Origin of the sequence: Candidatus Protofrankia datiscae (assembly GCF_000177615.2) — a bacterium.
GTDB lineage: Bacteria > Actinomycetota > Actinomycetes > Frankiales > Frankiaceae > Protofrankia > Protofrankia coriariae.
Map to the genome: position 1 here is coordinate 2,257,890 of NC_015656.1, position 23,004 is coordinate 2,280,893.

15 protein-coding genes and 1 pseudogene are annotated in these 23,004 nt (G+C 69.3%); 5 read left to right on the top strand and 11 right to left on the bottom strand.

Annotated elements, in window-relative coordinates; all coding sequences use genetic code 11:
* Nucleotides 1–182 precede the first annotated feature (182 nt).
* On the top strand, nucleotides 183–521 hold the full coding sequence (locus FSYMDG_RS09320; RefSeq protein ID WP_013873297.1) for a hypothetical protein: 339 nt from the start codon (nucleotides 183–185) through the stop codon (nucleotides 519–521).
* Here FSYMDG_RS09320 and FSYMDG_RS09325 read toward each other — a convergent pair.
* Nucleotides 518–1,605: pseudogene (locus FSYMDG_RS09325) on the bottom strand (IS630 family transposase). The gene FSYMDG_RS09320 and the pseudogene FSYMDG_RS09325 sit on opposite strands and share 4 nt — an antisense overlap.
* A 95-nt stretch (nucleotides 1,606–1,700) precedes the next feature.
* Here FSYMDG_RS09325 and FSYMDG_RS09330 point away from each other — a divergent pair.
* A complete protein-coding gene (locus FSYMDG_RS09330; protein ID WP_013873298.1) occupies nucleotides 1,701–2,441 on the top strand; it encodes an SDR family NAD(P)-dependent oxidoreductase in 741 nt (246 codons plus the stop codon).
* A gap of 195 nt (nucleotides 2,442–2,636) precedes the next feature.
* On the opposite strand, the gene FSYMDG_RS09335 is transcribed toward FSYMDG_RS09330, so the two are convergent.
* The 3 genes from FSYMDG_RS09335 to FSYMDG_RS09345 all read right to left on the bottom strand — a co-directional run bounded on the left by FSYMDG_RS09335 (nucleotide 2,637) and on the right by FSYMDG_RS09345 (nucleotide 7,410).
* Nucleotides 2,637–3,398: an ABC transporter ATP-binding protein gene (locus tag FSYMDG_RS09335; protein WP_013873299.1), complete on the bottom strand. Its 762-nt coding sequence runs from the start codon at nucleotides 3,396–3,398 to the stop codon at nucleotides 2,637–2,639.
* Nucleotides 3,395–6,148, bottom strand: a complete 2,754-nt coding sequence (locus FSYMDG_RS09340; protein ID WP_013873300.1) for a branched-chain amino acid ABC transporter permease/ATP-binding protein — start codon at nucleotides 6,146–6,148, stop codon at nucleotides 3,395–3,397. The genes FSYMDG_RS09335 and FSYMDG_RS09340 overlap by 4 nt, the downstream gene beginning before the upstream one ends.
* Before the next feature lie 77 nt (nucleotides 6,149–6,225).
* Nucleotides 6,226–7,410 (bottom strand): ABC transporter substrate-binding protein, encoded by a 1,185-nt coding sequence (locus tag FSYMDG_RS09345; RefSeq protein ID WP_050803441.1) that lies wholly within the window; start codon nucleotides 7,408–7,410, stop codon nucleotides 6,226–6,228.
* Nucleotides 7,411–8,524: 1,114 nt separating this feature from the next.
* Between FSYMDG_RS09345 and FSYMDG_RS09350 the strand changes: the two genes are divergently transcribed.
* The gene (locus FSYMDG_RS09350; protein ID WP_013873302.1) at nucleotides 8,525–10,744 is read left to right on the top strand and encodes an NADP-dependent isocitrate dehydrogenase; all 2,220 of its coding nucleotides are present in this window, start codon (nucleotides 8,525–8,527) and stop codon (nucleotides 10,742–10,744) included.
* 296 nt (nucleotides 10,745–11,040) lie between these two features.
* Here the strand turns inward: FSYMDG_RS09350 and FSYMDG_RS09355 are convergent, their stop codons facing one another.
* The 7 genes from FSYMDG_RS09355 to FSYMDG_RS09385 all read right to left on the bottom strand — a co-directional run bounded on the left by FSYMDG_RS09355 (nucleotide 11,041) and on the right by FSYMDG_RS09385 (nucleotide 20,289).
* Nucleotides 11,041–12,675, bottom strand: a complete 1,635-nt coding sequence (locus tag FSYMDG_RS09355) for a dipeptide ABC transporter ATP-binding protein (protein WP_013873303.1) — start codon at nucleotides 12,673–12,675, stop codon at nucleotides 11,041–11,043.
* Nucleotides 12,676–12,730: 55 nt separating this feature from the next.
* The gene (locus FSYMDG_RS09360) at nucleotides 12,731–13,582 is read right to left on the bottom strand and encodes an ABC transporter permease (RefSeq protein ID WP_013873304.1); all 852 of its coding nucleotides are present in this window, start codon (nucleotides 13,580–13,582) and stop codon (nucleotides 12,731–12,733) included.
* Nucleotides 13,579–14,520 (bottom strand): ABC transporter permease, encoded by a 942-nt coding sequence (locus FSYMDG_RS09365; RefSeq protein ID WP_013873305.1) that lies wholly within the window; start codon nucleotides 14,518–14,520, stop codon nucleotides 13,579–13,581. Before FSYMDG_RS09365 ends, FSYMDG_RS09360 begins: the two co-directional genes overlap by 4 nt.
* Before the next feature lie 186 nt (nucleotides 14,521–14,706).
* Nucleotides 14,707–15,741 (bottom strand): LLM class flavin-dependent oxidoreductase, encoded by a 1,035-nt coding sequence (locus FSYMDG_RS09370; protein WP_013873306.1) that lies wholly within the window; start codon nucleotides 15,739–15,741, stop codon nucleotides 14,707–14,709.
* Complete coding sequence (locus tag FSYMDG_RS09375; protein WP_013873307.1) at nucleotides 15,741–17,081, bottom strand: NtaA/DmoA family FMN-dependent monooxygenase; 1,341 nt, start codon at nucleotides 17,079–17,081, stop codon at nucleotides 15,741–15,743. The genes FSYMDG_RS09370 and FSYMDG_RS09375 overlap by 1 nt, the downstream gene beginning before the upstream one ends.
* A gap of 292 nt (nucleotides 17,082–17,373) precedes the next feature.
* The gene (locus tag FSYMDG_RS09380) at nucleotides 17,374–19,023 is read right to left on the bottom strand and encodes an ABC transporter substrate-binding protein (RefSeq protein WP_013873308.1); all 1,650 of its coding nucleotides are present in this window, start codon (nucleotides 19,021–19,023) and stop codon (nucleotides 17,374–17,376) included.
* Nucleotides 19,024–19,659: 636 nt separating this feature from the next.
* Entirely contained in the window at nucleotides 19,660–20,289 is a 630-nt protein-coding gene (locus FSYMDG_RS09385) for a TetR/AcrR family transcriptional regulator (protein ID WP_202797687.1), read from the bottom strand.
* Nucleotides 20,290–20,439: 150 nt separating this feature from the next.
* Between FSYMDG_RS09385 and FSYMDG_RS09390 the strand changes: the two genes are divergently transcribed.
* Both FSYMDG_RS09390 and FSYMDG_RS09395 read left to right on the top strand, forming a co-directional pair.
* Nucleotides 20,440–21,528 carry an IS630 family transposase gene (locus tag FSYMDG_RS09390; RefSeq protein ID WP_013871712.1) on the top strand — a complete coding sequence of 363 codons (1,089 nt, stop codon included), beginning with the start codon at nucleotides 20,440–20,442 and terminating at the stop codon, nucleotides 21,526–21,528.
* An 8-nt stretch (nucleotides 21,529–21,536) separates the two neighbouring features.
* Complete coding sequence (locus FSYMDG_RS09395) at nucleotides 21,537–23,000, top strand: MFS transporter (protein WP_013873310.1); 1,464 nt, start codon at nucleotides 21,537–21,539, stop codon at nucleotides 22,998–23,000.
* Nucleotides 23,001–23,004 lie beyond the last annotated feature (4 nt).

Consider the following 23,004-nt stretch of genomic DNA (forward strand, 5'->3'; position numbering starts at 1 on the left):
GCCGCCTCCGGGCGAAGCAGACTCGCCACTGTGAGCAGTCACGTCCAGTGACGTGGCGCGACAACAGCAGGCGCGCATCGGCCCGGGGCGCACCCGCTTCCCGCCGAGAGGTGGCTCCCCACGGTCCCACCGGCATGGCGAGAAGTTTTCCGCCGGGCTTTGCCAAGAAAGGGATGGTTGCGATGCCGCAACACATTCGGAAATACTGGGGAAAGCGGCACGGACGTCAACAGCTGAACTTCAACTGGGGGGCGATAAACGCCAACTCGATCGTGCACGTCGCGGCCAGTGAGTATCTTCCGGTGACCGACCCGGACGCGCACGGTGGGTTCGTCGACCAGAACCACCAGCGGTTCATCGGGGCGGCGAACGTGACGGTGTCCAATATCGCCCCGCACGGCGCGCCCTGGGATCCGAACAACGGGGTGACGTTCGTCGTCAACGTCGACTGGCCCAGCCCGATATACATCGTCACGGACATCACGGTCTTCGACGAGGGGCCAGCCGAGATCCAGAACTAGTGTCCTGAGTCGTTGATTCGCTGGCAGTAGGCGGCGAGGGTCTCGAGGATCTCGTCGGCGGTCTTGGCCCAGACGAACGGCTTCGGGTCCTTGTTCCAGGCGTTGATCCATCGGCGGATGTCGGCTTCGAGTTCGACGACCGAGCGGTGCGTCGATCGGCGCAGCTTTGCGGTGGTCAGCTCCGCGAACCAGCGCTCGACCAGGTTCATCCACGACGCCGAGGTCGGGGTGAAGTGCAGGTGGAAGCGGGGTGGCGCAGCAGCCAGTTCTTCACCGCCGGGGTCTTGTGGGTGGCGTAGTTGTCCAGGACCAGGTGCAGGTCGTAGCCCTTCGGGACCGAGGAGTCGATCAGCTTGAGGAAGCGCAGGAACTCCTGGTGACGGTGCCGCCGGAAGGTCTGCGCGATCACCGACCCGGACGTCGGGTCGAGCGCGGCGAACAGGCTGGTCGTGCCATGGCGGACGTAGTCGTGGGTCATCCGCTGCGGGGTACCCGGCATCAGGGGCAGCACCGGTGCCGTGCGATCCAAAGCTTGCACCTGCGACTTTTCGTCGACGCAGAGCACGATCGCCTTCTCCGGCGGGTCGAGGTAGACCCCGACCACGTCACGGACCTTGTCCACGAACAGCGGGTCGGTGGACAGCTTCCACGTCTCGACCAGATGCGGCTTCAACCCGAACGCCCGCCACATCCGTGACACCGTCGACTGCGACAGCCCACTGGCCCTCGCCATCGACCGCGATGTCCAATGGGTATCGCCGTTCGGTGGCTTCTCCTCCAACGTCCTCGCGATCACCGCCTCGACCTGGGCGTCGGTGACCTTCCGAGGCGCTCCCGGACGTGCCTCGTCTGACAGGCCCTCCAGCCGGTCGACCGCGAACCGCTCCCGCCATTTCGCGACCGTTCCCCGGGTGATCCCGAGCTCGGCCGCGACCCCCGAGTTCGTCCCACCGTCCGCGCAGGCCAGCACGATCCGCGAGCGCAACGCCAGCGCCTGCGCGGTCTTCCGCCGTCGGGCCCAGCCCTCCAGCACCGCACGCTCAGCAGACGACAACTCGATGGGATCCGCGCTCGGGCCAGGCACCAGCCCATTCTATCTGCACACGAATCAACGACTCAGGACACTAGTATCGGGGCGAATGATCGTTCGATCGAATGGATCTTGGAAAGGAGAGCGACGTGGCTGGGCGACTCGAAGGGAAAGTTGCTGTCGTCACCGGGGCAGGCTCGGGAATCGGCACCGGCATTGCCGAGGAGTTCGTGAAAGAAGGGGCCAGGGTCGTCGCCGTCGATATCTCGGGCCAGCAGGAGGAGATCGCCAAGCGACTCGGGAGCGACTGCTACGCGGTGCACGCCGACGTGTCGAGGGGTGCGGACGTCCGGAGTATGCTGGACGCGGCCGTCTCCCATTTCGGCAAGCTCGACGTACTTTGTAACAACGCGGGTATCGACGGTGCGGTCGCCCACACCGGTGAATATCCGGAGGAAGAGTTCGACCGGGTCTTCGGTGTGAACGGGAGAGGGGTGTTCCTCGGTATGCGCTACGCCATCCCGAAGTTACTCGAGAACGGCGGGGGAACAATCGTCAACACGGCGTCGATGGCCGCGATGGTAGCTTTCCCGGGAATGCCCGCCTACTGTGCGGCAAAGGGCGCTGTGGCCATGCTGACGAAGACCGCGGCGGCGGAGTACGCGAGCCGGAACATCCGCGTCAACGCGATCTGCCCGGGGCCGATCCGGACACAGATCACCGACAGCCTCCCGCCGGAGCTCATCGAGGGCGTGGTCAGGGCGACGCCGCTGGGACGATACGGGACCCCCACCGAGGTGGGCCGGCTGGCCGTCTTCCTGGCGAGTGACGAGTCGTCGTTCATCACCGGTGACACGATCCTGATCGACGGTGGTTACACCACCCTCTGATCGCCGCGTCGGGACATCACGTCGATACGTCCGCCAGGCGTATCCGCCGACCCCCGGCATCACCCGGACCAGGCATGGTCCAGTGGTGCCGGGGGTCGGTGCTGTCAGGAGCGACCGGCATCGCATGTGCGGCCGGCTCATGAGTTCAGCGTCGGATCGGTTCTGACCCGTATCCGATATCCACCGGACGCGGTCCTATGATCGGTCGGCCACCGGATCCCCTGAGCCTAGGTAACTGTTGACGAGCGCGTTGTGATCCAGCGTGTCCGGCGTCCCGTTGAACACCACTTTCCCGCGCCGCAACACGACGACAGCGTCCGCGAACTCGACCGCGCGTTCCACGTACTGCTCGACAATGACCAGCGACACCCCGCTCGCGGCCAGCTGCCGCAGCGACGCGAAGATCTCGTCGATGATCCGTGGTGCCAGGCCCATGGAGACCTCGTCCACCAGGATGACCTGTGGATTCGACAGGTAGGCCCGGCACAGCGCGAGCATCTGTTGCTGCCCACCGGAAAGAGTGCCGGCAACGTCGTCGAGCCGTTGCCGCAGCGCGGGGAAGGCCTCCAGCGCCCGGTCGGATCTGATCTCCGGAAGCCACGGTGGCCGCAGCAGGCGAAGGTTCTGCCGCACGGACAGGGACCGGAAGATTCCCCGGCCCTCGGGGATGAGGCACAGGCCGGCACGGGTACGCGCATACGGCGGAGTGTCCGAATGGTCGGCGCCGCCGATCGAGATGTGGCCGTGCTGCAGTTTGTTCAGACCCGCCGCGGTGCGCAGGAGCGTCGTCTTGCCCGCGCCGTTGGCGCCGAGGAGGGCAACCACGCCGCCTGCCGGCACGTCGAGGTCGACCGCTCGCAACACCGTCGACCGGCCGTAACCCGACTGCGTTCCCCGCAGCGAGAGGGCATACGGTTTCGTGTCGCCCGCGATGGCGGCACCATTTGCTGCTGTCATGACACCACTTCCCCGACGGGCTGCCGCGTGACGGTTTCGACGGCGTCGCCCCCGAGATAGGCGGCCCGCACGAGCGGGGACGCCATCACCTCGTCGGGCGTTCCGTCGAAGACCGGTTTACCGAAGTCCAGGACATGGATGTGGTCGCATATCTCGTTGACGAGCGCCATGTCGTGTTCCACGAGCACGATGCCGATTCCCCGGTCCCGCACGACGCGCTGGAGGGTCTCGCCGAACCGGCTGGTTTCCGCCCGGTCGAGGCCGGACGACGGTTCGTCGAGCAGGAGGACGCGGAACGGTCCGGCGAGGCCGCGGGCCAGCTCGACCCGCCGGCGCAGCCCCGTCGACAGGGTTCCGGCGAGTGATTCCGCGACCTCATCCAGCTCGCAGAGCCGGATGGCTTCTTCGGCGCTCTGCCTGATGAGGCTCCGTTGCCCGCTCGAGCTCAGGAAGTGGCTGAGCGGATTGGCCCCGGCGAAGTTGCCCTCCGCTCCCAGCGCCACGTTCTCACGTACGGTCATCGAGTCGAACAGTTCCATCTGCTGGAACGTGCGGCCGATACCGAGCCGGGCCCGAACGGCCTGGCCCCGCCGGGAGATGTCGTGGCCGTCGAAGGAGATCTTCCCGCTCGTCGGTCGGAGCACCCCCGAGCAGGCGTTCAGGGTCGTGGTCTTTCCGGCCCCGTTCGGGCCGATCAGACCGGTGATCTGCCCGGTCCGGGCTTCGAAGGAGACGCCGTCCACGGCCACCAGGCCGCCGAACCTCACCCCGAGCCCGCGTACCGCGAGCGTGCCGACAGCGACCTTGGGGCGGGTGCTGGCAGCGGCGCTGGCACTGCTCCTGGCGTCGGCGCCGGTGCGGGCGCCGTGCGCGCGTGGCCTGCGCGTGAGCGGCTGGCGACCGAGCCGTTCGGCGGTGCGCTGGACCACCGCGGGGACGGACCGCAGCGACGGCGGCGTGACCGCGAGAAGGAGCGCCGCCACACCGAAGACGAGCTGAAGATAGGTGGCGATGTTGTCGCCGCTTACGTACGACGGAATCAGGGTGAGGCCCGCGGCGGCCAGCAGCGCGTACCAGGGCTCACCGCCCAGACTGATGACGATCAGGGAGAAATAGAGCAACGACGTCAACGGCTGGTAGGAGTCGGCTGTCACCGTGCTGACCGCGCTGCCGGCGAGCGCGCCCGATGCCGCGGCGAGAAAGGCCGAGATGCAGAAGACCAGCACACGGGTGACGTTGGTCGACGTGCCGCTGGAGGCGAGTCCTGTCGGACTGTCGGCCAACGCCCGCAGCAGCCGGCCGAGCCGGCTGTGTACCAGTACCACGGTTATGGCCGTGACTACGACGGTGAATACCAGTACCAGATAGTAGTAGCCGCGGTCGCTTTCGAGGTCGAGCCCGCCAAGACGGGGCCGTGGCTCGGTCAGCCCGGCACCTATACTGCCGAACATGTAGTCCTGTGTGTAGAACATGTAGGCGAGGAGGATGCCGAATCCCAGCGTCGCCAGGGCGAGGTACAGTCCGGACAGCCTGATCGCCGGAATCGCGAGAATGGCGCCGATCGGCACCGCGACGAGAGCCGACAGCAGTAGCGCGAAGAACCACGGCAGTCCGTGGCCGACGGTCAGGTGCGAGAAAGCGGCCGCGCCGATCGCGGTGAAACCCACGTGGCAGAGCGACACCTGTCCAGAACTGCGTACCAGCAGGCCCAGGGAGAGGAAGAGGATCGTCGAGGTCAGAAACAGGGTCCAGTCGGTCAGGTGCAGCCCGGCAAATTCGGGAACGAGCAGGAGGAGGACCAGGACGCCTGCTCCCCCTGCCAGCTGGAACGGGAGGGGGAAACGCCACTGCGCCGCGGACCGTGACAACGGCATGGCCCGTTCCCCGAGCCGGCTGCGAGGGGAGACCAGCAGAACGACGAACAGGACGAGGAAGGGCAGCGCGGTCGGTATTCCCGCCAGCAGACCGGTGGTGAAGTACTTCGAGCACAGAGCGCCGCCCACACCGATGAGCAGACCGCCCAGATAGGTGGCGGGCAGATTCGAGAACCTGCCGATGGCAGCCGCGCCGAAAGCCTGGACCGCCAGCAGCGTCAGCGTCACCCCGTCAAGGGTGATGAGCGGTGCCAGCAGCACACCTGACAGCGCGGCGAACGAGACACCGATGACCCACGCCAACCGCCGGACGCGCACGGGGCTGGTGCCGGCGCAGTTGAGCAGGTCGACGTCGTCGACGACAGCCTGCATCGCAAGGCCCTGCCGGGTGTGCCTGAAGACGAGGAAGAGCGCGAGCGTCGCCGCGGCGCCGATAATCCAGATGATGATTTTGTCCTGGGTGATGCTCGTGTTCGCCACGCGGAGGACATGCGTTCCCAGGAACGGCGGTACCTTGCGGGTCTCCGCCGTGCCGTAGACGAGCGATATCACCGCCTGCACCACGAGCAGAATGCCGACCGTGCCGGCGACCCGCACCGGCAGGGAACGATCGCTGATCATTCGGCCGACCAGCTCGAAAACAAGCCCGAGGACCGGGCCGGCGACGAGAACGCAGATCAACGCGGCCAGCGGCCAGGGCACCTGGTGCTGGACGTGCAGGGTGTAGAAAAGAAATGCCGCGATGGTGGCGAGCGCGCCGTGCGCGAAATTGAACAGACGCGACGTCTTGTAGGTCAGCACGAGGCCCAGCCCGGCGATCCCGTAGACAGAGCCCGTGGTCAGCCCGGCGACCAGGAACGGAAGTAGGGTCGTCACTCTGGAACTCCCAAACGGTCAGAGAGCCGGGCTGGGACGGAAACCAGGACAGGATGCCGGCCCAGCCCGGGGACTGGTCAGCCGAGGGTCGCAACCACGGGATCAACGACGGACGCGGGGGCGCACTCCGTCTCCAGACCCTTCGGCCCGACGAACCTGCCGTCCTCGATGCCCAGCGTGAACCAGCACTTGATGGAGGTCGGCTTTCCCTCCACGAAGTTCAACGGGACGGTGAAGCCGCCGAGCGTCTCGTCCTTGAGGCTGTAGAGGCCTTTCTTCACCGCGGCGGCCGTGAGATCCCCGGCGGGCGCGGCCCTGACCGCGGCCTCGAAGAGCTTTCCGCTGGCCCAGACGTCGGCCGACTGCTCGGACAGCACCGCCTCGATACCCGGCGCATACTGCTGGATGGCGTCGTGGAACTCCTGGGTCGCCGGTATGGACCTGTCATAGAAGGGTGCGACATATCCGACGGCCCGCATTCCGTTGAGCGACGGCTCTTTCAGCCAGGTGGTCGTGACGGTGCCGTCCTGGGCCACCTCCGGGACGTTGATTCCCTGGTCCGCGCATGCCCGGTGCACGCGGACGACGGTGTCGGACGGCGCCAGCACGCTCACGGACTGGACGCCCGCCTCCTTCAGGCCCTGGCACTGCGAGGTGTAGTCGGGCGCCGAAGCCGCCACCTTCGCGTTGTAGGGAATGCTGAGGTCGAGTGCCCTGGCCAGCGTCGAGTACAGCGGCACCGCGCTGGCGCACTGCGGCGCCTCCGCGCAGTAGAGCAGGCCCATCTTCGGGCCTGTCGACTTCGCTATCTGCAGCACTCCGTACAGCCCCGCGATGACGGACGGCCCGACCGGGAAGAAGGACGCGTTCGTCACGAAGGGCAGGTCCAGGGAGGTGCCGCCGATGACGGGCACGTCCGTGCCGCTGATGTAGGACGCCCAGTTCACGTCCGAGTTCGAGTGGTTTCCTATGATCGCGACGACGTGTTCCTGCTCGACGAGTTTCTTGACCTGGGACAGCGCGGTCGTCGCGTTCCCCCCGTCATCCATGACGATCAGTTTGACGCGGCGCCCGTTGATCCCGCCGTGGGCGTTCACCCACGATGCCCAGGCCTTTGCCATGTCCTGCGCCTGCGCCTGGGAGGACGCGGTGGGGCCGGTGTACGTCCCGATGTTGCCCACGACGATTTCGGGCGCTCCCGAACCGTTCGCCGTGTTGCCGCTGCCGTTGTCATCCGACGAACAGGCGGCAAGGCCTGTCACCGCAGCGATCATCGCGGCGATGGCGACGATTCCGCGCCGCCGTGAGAGGAGCCGGGGGCGCGGGCGCCCGGACAGCGACCAGGGGTGTCGGTGTGGGCGCCGGTGCTGGCCGGTGCATAAAGCCGGTGTGCTTTCCGTCTCTGTCTCACCGGACCGGATGCGGATGAGCCGCTCGCCGACCGAACGCCCCCTCCTCGGCTGTTCCGAGCGCGGGGCCGTGTTCCCGGCGGGTTTTGTGTGTGTCTGGCTCTCGCGTCTTCCTGGCGACGGTTCGTAATCGTCAGTCATCTGGCATCCTCCGTTGCGCTGGCACATTGCATGATCAGACGGTTTTCGCGGGCCGGTCGGGTTCCGGGTCGTCGAGCCGGGGTGCTGTGGGTCGGGCCAGGGCGCGGGACGGCTTGTCGGCTCCACCGGCGCGGGCAGTCGACGGCTGGGGCGTCTACGGATTTCTGGAGATATAAACCGTTTTGTCCATGGCAGCCTCTGTCGCTCTCTGGAAGAAACTGATCTCGTAGGGTTGTGTGGCCGGGAGCCCGAGCGGTCTTCCGTCCTCGGCCTTCGGGCCGCGGCGTACCCGTGGGGGGAGGTGGCTGATGGTGATGTAGATTACAAACAACTGTTCGTTCGGACACCGTAGAGGACCCCGGATGATAGGTCAATGCGAAATTTTCACGCCGACGCCAGTTCGGCCCGTCCGTTGACACCGTCAGCCTTTCACTGACGGACCGTGACATCTTCCGCCGTGGCATCCTCGCGGAAAGTCGAATCCGGCCTGCCAGGCGTCACGGAGCGTGTAGGCGAACCGGCCCGCGCCGAAGTGGCGGCCGTCGCTCCGGTTGTCGTGCCATCCCGCCGACAACGGTGTGACCGAGGGCCGGCGGCCCGGCGGGAGTGGTAAGAACGTACTTGTCGGCGGTGTCGCCCGGGCTCGGACAGCGACCTACCCGCCGACCTACCGGCTCGGCAGGCAGCTGCGGGGACGGGTGCCGCGGGCGCTGGCCTGGCCACCCGTCAACGGCTGCCGCCACATGCCTGCTCGCAATCAAGGTAGCGGAGAAGATCAAGACATAACCTTGATAACGATACGAAGCAGACGTGAAGCGGAGCATCGGTGACTGATTCGACCATCATCTACACGCACACTGACGAGGCCCCGGCCCTGGCGACGTACTCGCTCCTGCCCGTGGTCCAGGCGTACGCCCGCACGGCCGGTGTCAGCGTCGAAAGCCGTGACATCTCCCTGGCCGGGCGGATCATCGCCAGCTTCCCCGAACGTCTCACCGCGGACCAGCGCGTCGACGACGCGCTCGCCGAGCTTGGTGAGCTGGCCCGCCGCCCCGAGGCGAACATCATCAAACTGCCGAACATCTCGGCGTCGATCCCGCAGCTGAAGGCGGCGATCGCCGAGCTGCAGCAGAAGGGCTACGCGCTGCCGGACTACCCGGACGACTCGCGCACCGACGAGGAGCGGGAGGTCCGCGCCCGGTACGACAAGATCAAGGGCAGTGCCGTCAACCCGGTGCTGCGCGAGGGCAACTCCGACCGGCGCGCCCCCGCGTCGGTGAAGAGCTACGCCAGGACGCACCCGCACCGGATGGGCGCCTGGAGCCCCGAGTCGAAGACGAACGTCGCCACCCTGGACGCCGACGACTTTCGCGCCACCGAGAAGTCGGCGGTCATCGCCACGGACGGCTCGCTGCGCATCGAGCTGGCCGGCGCCGACGGGAGCACCACCGTGCTGCGCGCTGCCCTGCCGGTGCTCGCCGGCGAGGTCGTGGACGCCGCCGTGCTGCGGGTGGCCGCGCTGCGGGAGTTCCTCACCGCGCAGATCGCCCGGGCCAAGGCCGAGGGTGTGCTGTTCTCGGTGCACCTGAAGGCCACGATGATGAAGGTCTCCGACCCGATCATCTTCGGCCACGTGGTGCGGGCGTTCTTCCCGAAGACCTTCGCCACCTACGGTGAGACGCTGGCCGCGGCGGGCCTGAGCCCCAACGACGGGCTCGGCGCCATCCTGAGGGGCCTGGACGCGCTGCCCGACGGCGCGGCGATCAGGGCGTCCTTCGAGGCCGAGCTGGCCGACGGCCCCGCGCTGGCCGCGGTCGACTCCGACCGCGGCATCACCAACCTGCACGTGCCCAGCGACGTCATCGTCGACGCCTCCATGCCGGCGATGATCCGTACTTCCGGCCACATGTGGGGCCCGGACGGCCAGGAGGCGGACACCCTCGCCGTCCTGCCCGACAGCAGCTACGCCGGCATCTACCAGGTCGTCATCGACGACTGCCGCGCGCACGGCGCCTTCGACCCGACCACGATGGGCTCGGTGCCCAACGTCGGCCTGATGGCGCAGGCGGCCGAGGAGTACGGCAGCCACGACAAGACCTTCGAGATCCCCACCGCGGGCACGGTGCGCCTCGTCGACGAGGCCGGCACCGTGGTGCTTGAGCAGCCGGTCGCCGCCGGTGACATCTTCCGTGCCTGCCAGACCAAGGACGCGCCGATCAGGGACTGGGTGAAGCTCGCCGTCACCCGCGCCCGGGCCACCGGCGACCCGGCGGTGTTCTGGCTCGACCCCGGCCGCGCGCACGACGCGACACTGATCGAGAAGGTCAGGGCGTACCTGCCCGAGCACGACACCGAGGGTCTCCAGATCGAGATCAGGTCGCCGGTCGAGGCGATCGCGTTCTCCCTGGAGCGGATCCGCCGCGGCGAGAACACGATCTCGGTCACCGGCAACGTGCTGCGTGACTACCTCACCGACCTGTTCCCGATCCTGGAGCTCGGCACCAGCGCCAAGATGCTCTCGGTCGTCCCGCTGATCAACGGTGGCGGTCTGTTCGAGACCGGCGCCGGCGGGTCCGCGCCCAAGCACGTCCAGCAGCTGCTCAAGGAGAACTACCTGCGCTGGGACAGCCTGGGCGAGTTCCTCGCGCTGGCGGTCAGCTTCGAGCACTTCGCGCAGACGACGGGCAACACGCGCGCCAAGGTGCTCGCCGACACCCTCGACCGGGCGACCGCCACCTTCCTCAACGAGGACAGGTCGCCCAGCCGGCGCCTCGGTGGCCTCGACAACCGCGGCAGCCACTTCTACCTGGCCCTCTACTGGGCGCAGGAGCTGGCCGCGCAGACCGACGACACGCAGCTCGCGGACGCGTTCGCCGGCCTCGCCAAGACGCTCACCGCGCAGGAGCGGACCATCGTCGACGAGCTGATCGGGGTCCAGGGCTCGCCGGTCGACATCGGTGGCTACTACCAGCCGGACCCGGCCAGGGCCGCAGCGGTCCTGCGCCCGTCGGCAACCTTCAACGAGGCCCTGGCGATCCTCGGCTGACGGGATCCGCCTCCCGCCGGGCCGGCGGTTTCCTTTCCAGGCCGCCGCCGGCCCGGGGGAGAGCGCTGTCCCAGCCCGGACGCGAGGCCGCCGGCCACGACTGGTCGCCCGGGCGGGCAGCCGTCCGTGCCGGAGGACAGTCGTCTGTGCCGGAGGACAGCCGGCCGTCCGCTCCACTTCGGAGCAGGCGCGGTTCTGTTGGGAGCGGATCGACCCGCGGTTCGTCATTCCGGGTGCGGGGGCTGCGTCCCGGACGGGCCTGGCCGCGCCCAGGACGGCCTTGTCAGTCCCTGTTGCTAGCCGTCGGTGACTGTCGGTACTTTTTGGTAGCTGTCGGTGGCCGTGCGTGGTTCGGGAGCTGTGCCGTGCGCGACGGTGGTCGGCAGCAGGGGCAGGCGCGGGGCGGCCTGCAGCAGCGCGTTGGTGTAAGGATGTTGCGGGTTGTCGAACACGGCCGTGGTGGGCCCCTCCTCCACGACCTCGCCGTTGTTCATGATCAGTAGACGGTCGCTGATCTGCTCCACGACGGTGAGGTCGTGGGTGATGAACAGCAGAGCGATGCCCAGGCGCTGCTGCAGCTCGGACAGCAGGTCCAACACCTGGGCCTGCACCGACACGTCCAGCGCGGAGACCGGCTCGTCACAGATCAGTACCTCGGGTTGCGGGGCGATCGCCCGGGCGATCGCCACCCGCTGCCGTTGCCCGCCGGAGAGCTGGTGCGGACGGCGGCGGGCGAAGTGCGCGTCGAGCCCGACCGTGGCCAGCAGTTCGGTGATCTGGGCCCGGCGGCGGGCGCCGCGCTGACCGGGCAGTGCCTCGGCGATGATGCGCCCGACGGTGTGGCGGGGGTCGAACGCCGCCTGCGGATCCTGCTGGATCAGCTGGATGTGCTGCCGCTGCACCCGCCTGGCACGTTCCGGCGTGCCCGACCAGGGCTGCCCGCGCAGGAGAATCCGCCCCTCGTCGGGTTCGGTCAGACCCATCACCATCCGTGCCAGCGTGCTCTTGCCGGAGCCGGACTCGCCGACCAGGCCCACCGTCTCGCCCGCCCGCAGGGTCAGTGACACCCCGGCCACGGCACGGCGTTCGCCGAAGTTCTTGGTCACCGCGTCGACGTCGAGCAGGGTCTGCCCGCCGGTGTGGGGCGGGCGCTGCGCGCGCCGGCCACGGGCGATGTCCAGCAGCGACCTGGTGTAGGGATGCTCGGGGCTGCCCACGATGCGCTCGGTGGGCCCGGTCTCGACGATGTGGCCGTCGAGCATCACCGCGATCCGGTCGGCCAGCCTCGCGACCACCGCCAGGTCGTGGCTGATCAGCAGCAGACCCCGGCCCTGCTCCTTGATCTCTTCGAGTAGCTGCAGGATCTGGTGCTGCACGATCACGTCCAGCGCCGTGGTCGGCTCGTCCGCGATGACCAGATCGGGCCGTGTCGCCACGGCGGAGGCGATCAGGGCGCGCTGGCGCAGCCCGCCGGAGAGCTGGTGGGGGTACTGCTGACTGCGCAGCTCCGGCTCTGGGACGCCGACCTCGGCGAGCACCTCCAGGACACGCTGGTGCCGCTCGGGACGGGTACTGTCCCGCTGGTGCAGCCGGATGGACTCGGCCACCTCGTCCTCGATCCGGCGCAGCGGATCCAGGGACACCAGCGCGTCCTGCAGCACCATGCCGACCGACTTGCCGCGCAGCCGCTGCCAGTCACGCTGGGAGAAGCTCCTGACGTCGGCGCCGCCGACGCGCAGGGTACGCGCCCGGACCCGGGCGCGTTCGCCGGCCAGGCCGAGCAGCGTCCGGGCGGTGACGCTCTTGCCCGAGCCGGACTCCCCGACCAGTGCCAGGCACTCACCGTCCTCGATGGTGAACGAGATGTCGCGTACCACGGGGGGCTCGTGGCCGAAGGAAACCTCCAGCCCGGCAACCTCGACCAGGGTCACCGCAGGCCCCCTGCCTGCCGGCTGGTCCGCAGCGGGCTCCCCGCCCGCCGGCCGCTCACCGCAGGCTCCTTGCCTGCAGGCTGCGGCCGAGCGTGGTGGAGACGAGGACGACCACGACGATGGCCAGCCCCGGGAACACCGCGATCCACCAGGCGTTCGCCAGATAGGTCTGTCCCTCGGCGAGCATCACGCCCCATTCCGGAGTCGGTGGTAATGGGCCGAGACCGAGCAGGCTCAGCCCCGCCGCCGCGGCGATGGCGCTCCCGGTCCCCAGCGAGGCGAGCACCACGACCGGCCCGCCCACGTTGGGCAGCACGTGGCGCAGCACGTACCGCCACGCGGGTACGCCCAGGATCTTCGCCGCCTCGACGTATTCGGCTTTTGTCACGGCGAGTGCCTGCCCACGCACGAGACGGCCGTAGTACGGCACGGCGGCCACCCCGATCGCCACCGCGATCTGCGTCGAGCCCGTCCCGATGAGCGCGATGACCAGCAGCGCCAGCAGCACCTCGGGGAACGCCATCCAGACGTCGGTCAGCCGCATGATCAGCGCATCGGCCAGCCGGCTGCCGGCCGCCGCGCTCAGGCCGACCAGCGAGCCCGCCACGACCGCGATCGCGGTGGCCACCAGGCCGGTGGTCACCGAGTACCGGGCGCCGTAGACCAGCCGCGAGAAGACGTCCCGGCCGAGCTGGTCGGTGCCGAGGTAGTGCGCCGAACTCGGTGGGGAGAAGGTGTGCCGCACGTCGTTGGTGTCCGGCGCGTAGGGCGCGAAGACACCGGGGAACAGCAGCAACGCGACGATCAGGGCCACGGCCAGCGCGCTGATCGCGAGCAGTATGTGCGAGCCGCGGGTGGCCCGCCACCGGGGCCGGGCCGCACCGAAGGCCGCTGTCGTCGCGTTCATGCCCGGCCTGCTTCCCGCAGCCGCGCGTCGATCACCGGGTAGAGCGTGTCGGCCAGGGTGTTGGCCACGACGAAGATGAGCGCGGCCAGGATCACCACGGCCGACACCACCGGCGTGTCACGGTGCTGCACGGCGTTCACCAGCACGGTGCCGAGACCGGGCCGGGAGAAGACCTTCTCCACCAGCACGGCGCCGCCGACGAGCGTGCCGAGCACCCAGGCGGACATCGTCGTGGCCGGCAGCAGCGCGTGCCGCAGGGTGTGCCGCAGCAGCAGGCCGAGCCGGCTCTGGCCGCGGGCACGGGCACTGAGCACGAACGGCCTGCCCTCGACCAGCTCGAGCTCCTGGCGCATCACCTGCGCGAGGACACCGGAGATCGGGATCGCCAGCGCCAGCGTGGGCAGCACCAGGCCGGACACGCCGTGGGAGCCGAAGGCGGGGAACCAGCGCAGGTTGAACGAGAAGAGCGACAGCAGCAGGATGCCGAGCCAGAACGGCGGGACCGCCACCGCGAGCACCTCGAACACCGACGTGCCCGTCCGTACGATCCGGCCCCGGCCCGCCGTGATGACGGTGGCGATGAGCGCGAGCAGCAGGCCGACCAGGGCCGCGCTCAGCGCCAGCTGAAGGGTCGGCAGGATCTGGCTGCCAAGCAGCCTGGTCACCGGCTGGCTGCGCTGGTAGGAGCGGCCGAAGTCGCCGGTGGCCAGCGATGCCAGGCGGTCGAGGTACTGCACTGGCAGCGGTCGGTCGAGCCCGTACTCCGCGGCGACCCGCTCGCGCAGGCCCGGGAGGTTCGCCGCCTGCGGGCCGAGGATCGCGTCCACCTGGTCGCCGGCCGCGCTCACCGCGAAGAAGGTCACCGTCACCGCGCCCCACAGGACCAGGATCCCGGTGAGGAACCGACGTAGCAGGAACCGGGGCAACGAAGCGTACACGTGTCAGCTCACCGGGTCAGCGGCCGGGGAGGCCGCCCAGAGGGCAGGAGAGTCCCTGCGAGTGCGCATGGATGAGAGCTCCGATTTTCTTGATCACATTTTTTGGTCGGCTGGGACGGCACACCCGTCACGCCGTGCTCCTGGCCGGTGGAGCCGCCGCGTCCACCGGCCAGGGGGTTCGCTCGCTCAGCGGCTCACCGGCGCCGGACACAGCCCGACGGCCACGGCCAGCCGCCGGACGGACTCCCGGCGGTCCTCCGGGTTGTGGATGTTGGAGATGGCCATCACCTCGTCCACCCCGCTCGCCTCGACGAGTTCGGCGAGCCGGCCGGCGACCCGGTCGATGCCGCCCACCACGTCCCCCCGCAGGTCCACCTTGTCGCGGGCGACGAGCTGGGCGTCGGTGAGCCGGCTGGTGCGGGCCAGCGCCTGCTCGACGGACTCGAGCGGGCGCGGGTCGCCGCTGAGGTAGTCGAGCACGGCGAGCCGTTCGGGGGCGGCCAGTGCCTCCCCGTGCTCGTCGTCCTCCCCGACCCAGATCCGGGTGGCCAGGATCGCCAGCGGCCGGTCGCCCTCCGCCACCGGGGTGAACAGCACGCGATAGCGGCGCAGCGCCTGGACGGCCACGTCCGGATCCTGGTTGACGCAGAGGAACGCGTAGCTCAGCCCGGCGCGCGCCGCGAGCTCGGCGCTGCTGACGCTGGAGCCGAGCAGGAACACCGCCGGCAACGGCACACCGGCCGGTGACGCGATGAGCTCCCGGTACGGGTCGTCCGGGTCCAGCGGCACCCGGCCGCCGACGCCGAGCAGCTGCCGCAGATGCTCGCCGAACTTCTCAAGCGCGTCGGGGGTGCGCAGCAGCGCGTCGCGGGTGGGGTCGTCACCGGTGCCGGTGGAGCGGCCCAGACCCAGGTCGATCCGGCCCGGGTGCAGCGCCTCGAGGGTCCGGAACTGCTCCGCGACGTGCAGCGGCGTGTGATTGGGCAGCATGATGCCGCCGGAGCCCACCCGCAGCCGGCTGGTGCGGTCCGCGATGTGGCCGATGAGGATCTCCGGGGCGGCGAAGGCCATGTTGCGCACCCCGTGGTGCTCGGCCACCCAGAACCTCGTGTAGCCGAGCTCCTCGGCCAGCTGGGCGAGCTCGACCGAGTGGCCGATGGTCCGCGCCGGGCTGGTCTGCGCGGAAACCGGGCCCTGGTCGGCGAGGGAGAGGGCGACCATCACAGGGCCTTCGCCAGCGGCCGGCGGGTGGCGACGTCCGGGATCGGCAGCCCGTAGTGCTCGCGCAGCGTCCTGCCCCGGTACTCCGAGCGGAACAGGCCGCGGCGGCGCAGGACCGGCACGACGTGGTCCACGAAGGCCGGCAGGCCGTCGAAGGTGACGTCCGGCATGAGGGTGAACCCGTCCACGACGCCGGCGGTGAACCAGGTCTGGATCAGGTCGGCGATCTGCTCGGGGTCGCCCACGGCCACGACGTGGCCGCCACCGCCGCCACGCCGGATGATGTCCCGTACCGTCTGCCCCTCCAGGGCGCGGCGCGCGGCCGGGCGGGCATGGCCGCGGACGGCGTGCAGCCTGCCCCGCAGGGCGGGTGGCACCGGCCGGTCCAGCTCCAGATCGTCGGGGTTCAGCCCGAGCTGCGCGGCCAGCCCGCGCACCGCGCCGCGGGTGCCGGACAGCTCGTCGAGGGCCTGGCGTCGTTCGAGGGCCTCCCGCTCGGTGCCGCCAACCGAGGTGACCAGCCCGGGCAGGAAGCGCACCGCGTCCGCCGGACGGCCGAAGGCCACCGCCCGGGACCGCACGACGTCCAGCTCGGCGCGGGCCGTGTCGATGTCGACCACGGCCGTGAACATCGCCTCGCCGGTGCGCGCGGTCAGCGTGCGCACGTCGTCGGAGACGCCCGCGTGGTACAGCACCGGGTAGCCCTGCTCGGACGGCGGGAGGCTCAGCGGCCCCCGCACGCTGAAGAACTCACCGTGGTGGTCGATCGGCCGGATCCTCGACATGTCGGCGTAGAGCCCGGATGCCACGTCGGCGGCCAGCGCGTCCGGCGCCCAGCTGCGCCACAGGTCGAGCACGATCGCGACGAACTCCTCGGCCTTGGCGTAGCGGGCGCGGCTGCTCGGCTCGTCCGCGACGAAGTTGCCGGCGACGCGGGGGCCCGAGGTGGTCACCGCGTTCCAGCCGGCCCGGCCGTGGCTGATCAGGTCCAGCGCCCGGAACCGGCGGGCGATGTTGAACGGCTCGTTGAACGTGGTCGAGGCGGTGCCGACCAGCCCGATCCGTTCGGTGACCACCGCCATCGCGGTCAGGATCAGCGTCGGCTCGAGGCCGTTGAGCTGCGGATAGTCGTCGATGTCGGCGTGCAGGCCCGGGACGTCCGCCAGGAAGATGGAGTCGAGCCGTCCACGCTCGGCCACCTGCGCCACCTCGAGGTAGCCCTCGATGCGGGAGAACGCCAGCGGGTCCGCGCCCGGCCAGCGCCACGCGCCCGGATGGTGCCCGGCTGCCACCGGGTGAACGCTGAGGTGCAGTTCGCGTCCACCCAGATCTGACGACATTCGCTCCTCCGTCTCTCGCGGGACACGCCGCAGGTACCGCACGGATGCTGGCATCCGGTTCTAAAGCGATCCTTGAGTCAGGCCGGTCAGCCTGTGGATGCTCACGCTCGGCATCAGCATGAACGGCCACCGGCCGGCCGGCCGGGCATTCCCGCTCCCGGACGGCGGTGCCGACCAGGTCGGGCAGTTCGTCGTCGACCAGCGTCGGCCGATGCCCGGGCCCCTCCCAGCAGATCTTCGATCGCGTGGACGGAGCCCGGGACGGCCGACAGCCACGAGGGTTACACGAGGGCTAGCTCACCCAGACGTCCGACAGCGTCGGCAGGTTCCCCGCGCCCAGCGCGAAGCCCTGCACCCGCTGCTGCGTGCCGTAGGTGCGCTTCAACACGAAGGTCGGCAGTACGTACGCCTCGGTGAGGACCTTGCGCTGCACCTTGCCGTACAGCGCGTTCTGGCCCGCCACGTCGCGCGTGCGCAGCGCCTCGTCCAGCCAGCCGTCGATCTCCGGGTCGCTGATCCGGGCGACGTTCGCCCCACCGGTGGCGGGCAGCTGGCTGGAGTAGAACAGGGAGCGCAGCAGCGAGCCGTCGATCGACGGCGGCGCGGCGGCCGCCACGTTGTAGTCGCCCGAGCCCAGCGCCTGCACGATCGACGGAGTGTCCAGCGGGCGCAGGACGAGTTCGAAACCGACCTGCTTGAGCGCGTCCTTCAACGCCGTGTGGAAGTTGCGCTGCTCCTCGGTGGTGAAGGAGGCGGCATAGGCCAGCGTCACACTCAGCCGCTGCCCGTCGCGGGTCCGGTAGCCCTCGCCGTCGGTCGCGGTGAAGCCGGCCTTCTCCAGCAGGCTGATCGCGCGGTTCTTGTCGTAGCCCCAGATCCCCTCCACCGACTTGTCGTAGCCCGGGGTGGACGAGGTCAGCGCGGACCGACCGCTGCTGTAGACGCCCTGGAAGAGGCCCTGCGTGATCGCCTCGGTGTCGACGGCGGACTGGAACGCGACACGCACGTCCCGGTTGTCGAACGGGGCCTTGGTGACGTTCAGCGAGTAGGTGAACGGCGATCCGATGGTCTCGCGGCTGACCAGCTTGATGTTCGGCTGGCCGCGCAGCTGCGCGATCCTGGTGGCGGGGATCTGGTCGGCCACGTCGAGCTGCCCCGAGGTCAGCGCGCCGACCCGGGCGGCGTCGTCGGTGAGGAACTGCACGACGTACTGGTCGAGGTATGCCTCCCCGGGGTGCGGCGCCGACGCCGGCGCCCAGCGGTAGCCCGGACGGCGGGTGAACACGGCGTTCTGCCCCGCGGTGAGCGACGAGGACGTGAACGGCCCGGTGCTCACCAGGAACTTGCCGCCCGAGGCGATGTCGGCGGGATTGGCCCGCAGCACGGCGGGGGAGTGGAAGCCCAGATACGTGCTGGCCAGCGCGCCGAGCAGCGGCGAGTGCGGTGACTTCAGGTGCACGATCAGGCTGAAGTCGCCGGTGACCTCGGTCCGGTCGTAGGGGCCGAGCAGGGTCTTGGAGTTCCTGGACTTCGTCGCCGGATCCACGATGTGGTCGAAGTTGGCCTTCACCGCCTCGGCGTTGAACGGGGTCCCGTCGTGGAAGGTGACGTCGTCACGCAGCTGGAACGTGTACTTCAGGCCGTCGTCGGAGATCTCCCAGGATTTCGCCAGCCACGGCTCGAAGGTGCCGTCCGTCTTCTGGTGCACCAGCGAGTCGTACACGTCGCGCAGGATCAACGACGACAGGGTGGAGACCGAGACGTGCAGGTCCCAGCTGTCGGGCTCGGCGGTGGTGGCGAAGGTGATGCTGCCGCCGCTCTTCGGCGTCCCGCCGGTCTCGCTCGGCGAGGAGTCCTCCGCGCAGGCCACCAGGCCTGAGCCCAGGCCGAACGCGGCCAGTGAGCCCACCGAAAGGGTGAGAAAATTCCTGCGGGAATGCATAAGAACTCCGTTTCGTCAGTTATCCGTCGACAAAATATGTGGAAATTCTTCCGGAGCGTGCTTTCGCGGGGAGCGCGGTGCCCGGAAATTCTGTGTCCGGAAATGCTGGGCCTGGAAGTCCCGGCGGCGGTCCGGTGGCTTTGTGCGTACGGCCCGGTCGGTGCCGGGCGGGGTTTCGACGCGGTGGGCGTGGGCCGCCGGCACGGGTTCTCGTGGTCCTCGCCAGGCAGCGGGAGGCGAGCTCTACCTCGCCCGCGCCCCGCCTGTGCCGCCGGCCGTCAGGAGTTCACCCGGCCGCGCGACGACCCGCTCCATGACAATGCTTCATGCCGCTCTGGCATCCGTTCAATGTCGCCAACAACATCCGGCCGGACGCTCGCGTCCGGCCGGATGCACGACGTCGGGACAACTCCCGGTGCGGGAGGGCCCGGAGGGCCGAGATGACACAGTGAATCCGTGTCGGATCACCGGTCATGCTCCCCGGTGGTGACCGGTGGTCACCGGCTGTGCGCCAAGACGCGGTTCCCGGGCGCTGTTCTCAGCCGTATGCCCATGCGGCCCCACCGACACAATCGCGCTCCCTCACGCTTCCACCAGCCAAGAGGCTCGGACGGAATGGATTGTGACAGCAGGGCCCTAAAGCGAACCTTGGATCGAAACAGGATCATTCGGGGTGGTCTGTCTGGAACTGTCCGTGACGGCAGCGCCCAGCAACAGCTCCAGCATCCGGGCGTTGCCGTCCCGGCCGGCGGGCGAGCGTTCCCGCACCCAGGCCGTGGCACTGATGACGTCGAACAGATCCTCGGCGGTGAAGCCCGGCCGTACCCGCCCGGCGGCCTGCGCCGAGCGCAGCAGGTCGGCACCGCACCGGTGCATGTCGGTGCACGAGCCGGACAGGGCGCCCGTGCCGTGCCGACTGCGGGTCAGGAACCCCATCAGCCCACGGAACGTGCTGCAGTACCGCACCGCCTGCGCCGTCCAGTCCCGCAGGGCGGACAGCGGCTCGCCGGCCGCGGCCGCCTCGTCGGCGAACGCGATCAGAGCGGCGAGACCGTCCCTGGTCGCGGCCTCGATCAACGACTCCCGGGTGGGGAAATGCCCGTACAGGGTGCCGATGGCAACCCCCGCCCGGGCTGCGATCTCTTCCAGGGGCGCCGCGGAGCCCCTGGCCTCGAAGGCCTCGCGCGCCGTCCGCAGGATTGCGTCGTGGTTGCGCCGGGCGTCCGCCCGGCGTGCCCTTCCGGTGGAAGCGGGCTGCTCCCTCATGGGCTCTTCCCTCATCGGAGACCTCCGGCTTGACAGGTCGAGGCCGGCTCATATTATCAAGCCGAACTCGTAAGGTGAGCCACCCTCAAAATAATCCCCGCCTGCTCTAGTGTCCTGAGTCGTTGATTCGTGTGCAGATAGAATGGGCTGGTGCCTGGCCCGAGCGCGGATCCCATCGAGTTGTCGTCTGCTGAGCGTGCGGTGCTGGAGGGCTGGGCCCGACGGCGGAAGACCGCGCAGGCGCTGGCGTTGCGCTCGCGGATCGTGCTGGCCTGCGCGGACGGTGGGACGAACTCGGGGGTCGCGGCCGAGCTCGGGATCACCCGGGGAACGGTCGCGAAATGGCGGGAGCGGTTCGCGGTCGACCGGCTGGAGGGCCTGTCAGACGAGGCACGTCCGGGAGCGCCTCGGAAGGTCACCGACGCCCAGGTCGAGGCGGTGATCGCGAGGACGTTGGAGGAGAAGCCACCGAACGGCGATACCCATTGGACATCGCGGTCGATGGCGAGGGCCAGTGGGCTGTCGCAGTCGACGGTGTCACGGATGTGGCGGGCGTTCGGGTTGAAGCCGCATCTGGTCGAGACGTGGAAGCTGTCCACCGACCCGCTGTTCGTGGACAAGGTCCGTGACGTGGTCGGGGTCTACCTCGACCCGCCGGAGAAGGCGATCGTGCTCTGCGTCGACGAAAAGTCGCAGGTGCAAGCTTTGGATCGCACGGCACCGGTGCTGCCCCTGATGCCGGGTACCCCGCAGCGGATGACCCACGACTACGTCCGCCATGGCACGACCAGCCTGTTCGCCGCGCTCGACCCGACGTCCGGGTCGGTGATCGCGCAGACCTTCCGGCGGCACCGTCACCAGGAGTTCCTGCGCTTCCTCAAGCTGATCGACTCCTCGGTCCCGAAGGGCTACGACCTGCACCTGGTCCTGGACAACTACGCCACCCACAAGACCCCGGCGGTGAAGAACTGGCTGCTGCGCCACCCCCGCTTCCACCTGCACTTCACCCCGACCTCGGCGTCGTGGATGAACCTGGTCGAGCGCTGGTTCGCGGAGCTGACCACCCGCAAGCTGCGCCGATCGACGCACCGCTCGGTCGTCGAACTCGAAGCCGACATCCGCCGATGGATCAACGCCTGGAACAAGGACCCGAAGCCGTTCGTCTGGGCCAAGACCGCCGACGAGATCCTCGAGACCCTCGCCGCCTACTGCCAGCGAATCAACGACTCAGGACACTAGGAGGCATCGTGAGCACCGAAACCGGTTCCAGCACGACCACGACGGGTGGTGGTCCGCCCAGGGCGTGGGGGCTCGTGCTCGCCGCGATCGTCGGTGCCGAGTACCTGCTGCAGCTGGACGGCACGATCATGAACGTGGCGCTGCCGCAGATCCAGGCCCGCTTCGACGCCAGCATCACCACCGGCTCCTGGATTCTCAACGGGTTCTATCTTGCCTTCGGTGCGCTGCTCCTCGTCACCGGACGGCTCGGTGACGTGTTCGGCTACCGCCGGGTGTTCCTCTTCGGCATCGGCCTGGTGGCCGTCGCCTCGCTGGTCGCCGGTCTCGCCCAGAACGTCGAGGTGCTGCTCGTCGGCCGGGTGCTGCAGGGAGCCGGGGCGGCGCTGGCCGGCCCCAGCGCGCTGGCGCTGCTGACCATCCTGTCCGAGGGGGAACGCAGACAGCGGGCGTTCGGCCTCTACTCCACCGTCACCGCGCTCGGCTCAGCCTCCGGCATGGTGTTCGGCGGGCTGCTGACCTCGGCCGGCAGCTGGCGATGGAGCATCCTGGTGAACGTCCCGATAGCCGCGCTGATCTTTATCGTCGCCCTGCGCGTACTCGGGACCCGAGACGCCGTCCGCAGCCAGCGTTCGCTGGGCATCCCCAGCGCGGCCCTGGCGACCGCGGCGCTGACCGCCGGTGTGTACAGCCTGGTCCACGCGGCCGACACGGGCTGGCGGGACGCGGGGACGATCGTCCCGCTGGTGGCCGCCGTCGTGCTGTTCGCGCTCCTGCCGGTGGTGGACTCCCGCTCCCCCGAGCCGCTGCTGCCGGGCCGGATCTTCGCCCACCGGGACCGGCTCGGCGGCTTTCTCAACCTCACGCTGCTGGCCGCGGTGCTGGGCAGTTTCCTGTTCTTCCTGGCCCAGTACCTGCATGCCGTGCTCGATCTGAGCCCGGTGCGAACCGGCCTCGCGCTGCTGCCCTTCGCCATCTCGATCCTGCTCAGCGCCTCGATAATCACCAAGTGGGTCAGCTCGATCAGCCTCAAGGCCCGGGGTGTGGCGGGGCTCGCGGTGGTCACGGCCGGCGTGGCCTGGCTCAGCCGGGTGGACGACGGCGCCGGCTACGCTTCCTCAGTACTGCCACAGATCATCATCATCGGGATCGGCGTCGGCCTGGCCATCGTCCCGTTCAACGTCGTCATCCTCTCCAGCGCCGACCCGCAGGACACCGGTGTCACCGCCGGGATCGTGCAGGTGGCCCTCACCGTCGGCGGCCTGATCGGTATCGCCGTGTTCCTGCTGCCGTTCACCCAGGGCACCGGCAGTGAGGTGGACCACTTCGCCCGGGTCTTCACCTGGCTCACCGGGACGGCGGTCATCGGCATCCTGGTGTCCCTGGGGTTCTGGTTCGGCCCCGGCCGCGGCAGGGCGCCGGCGGCTGTTGAGGCGGTCCCGGCCACCCCGGTGACAGCCGACACGGCCAGCTGAGCCA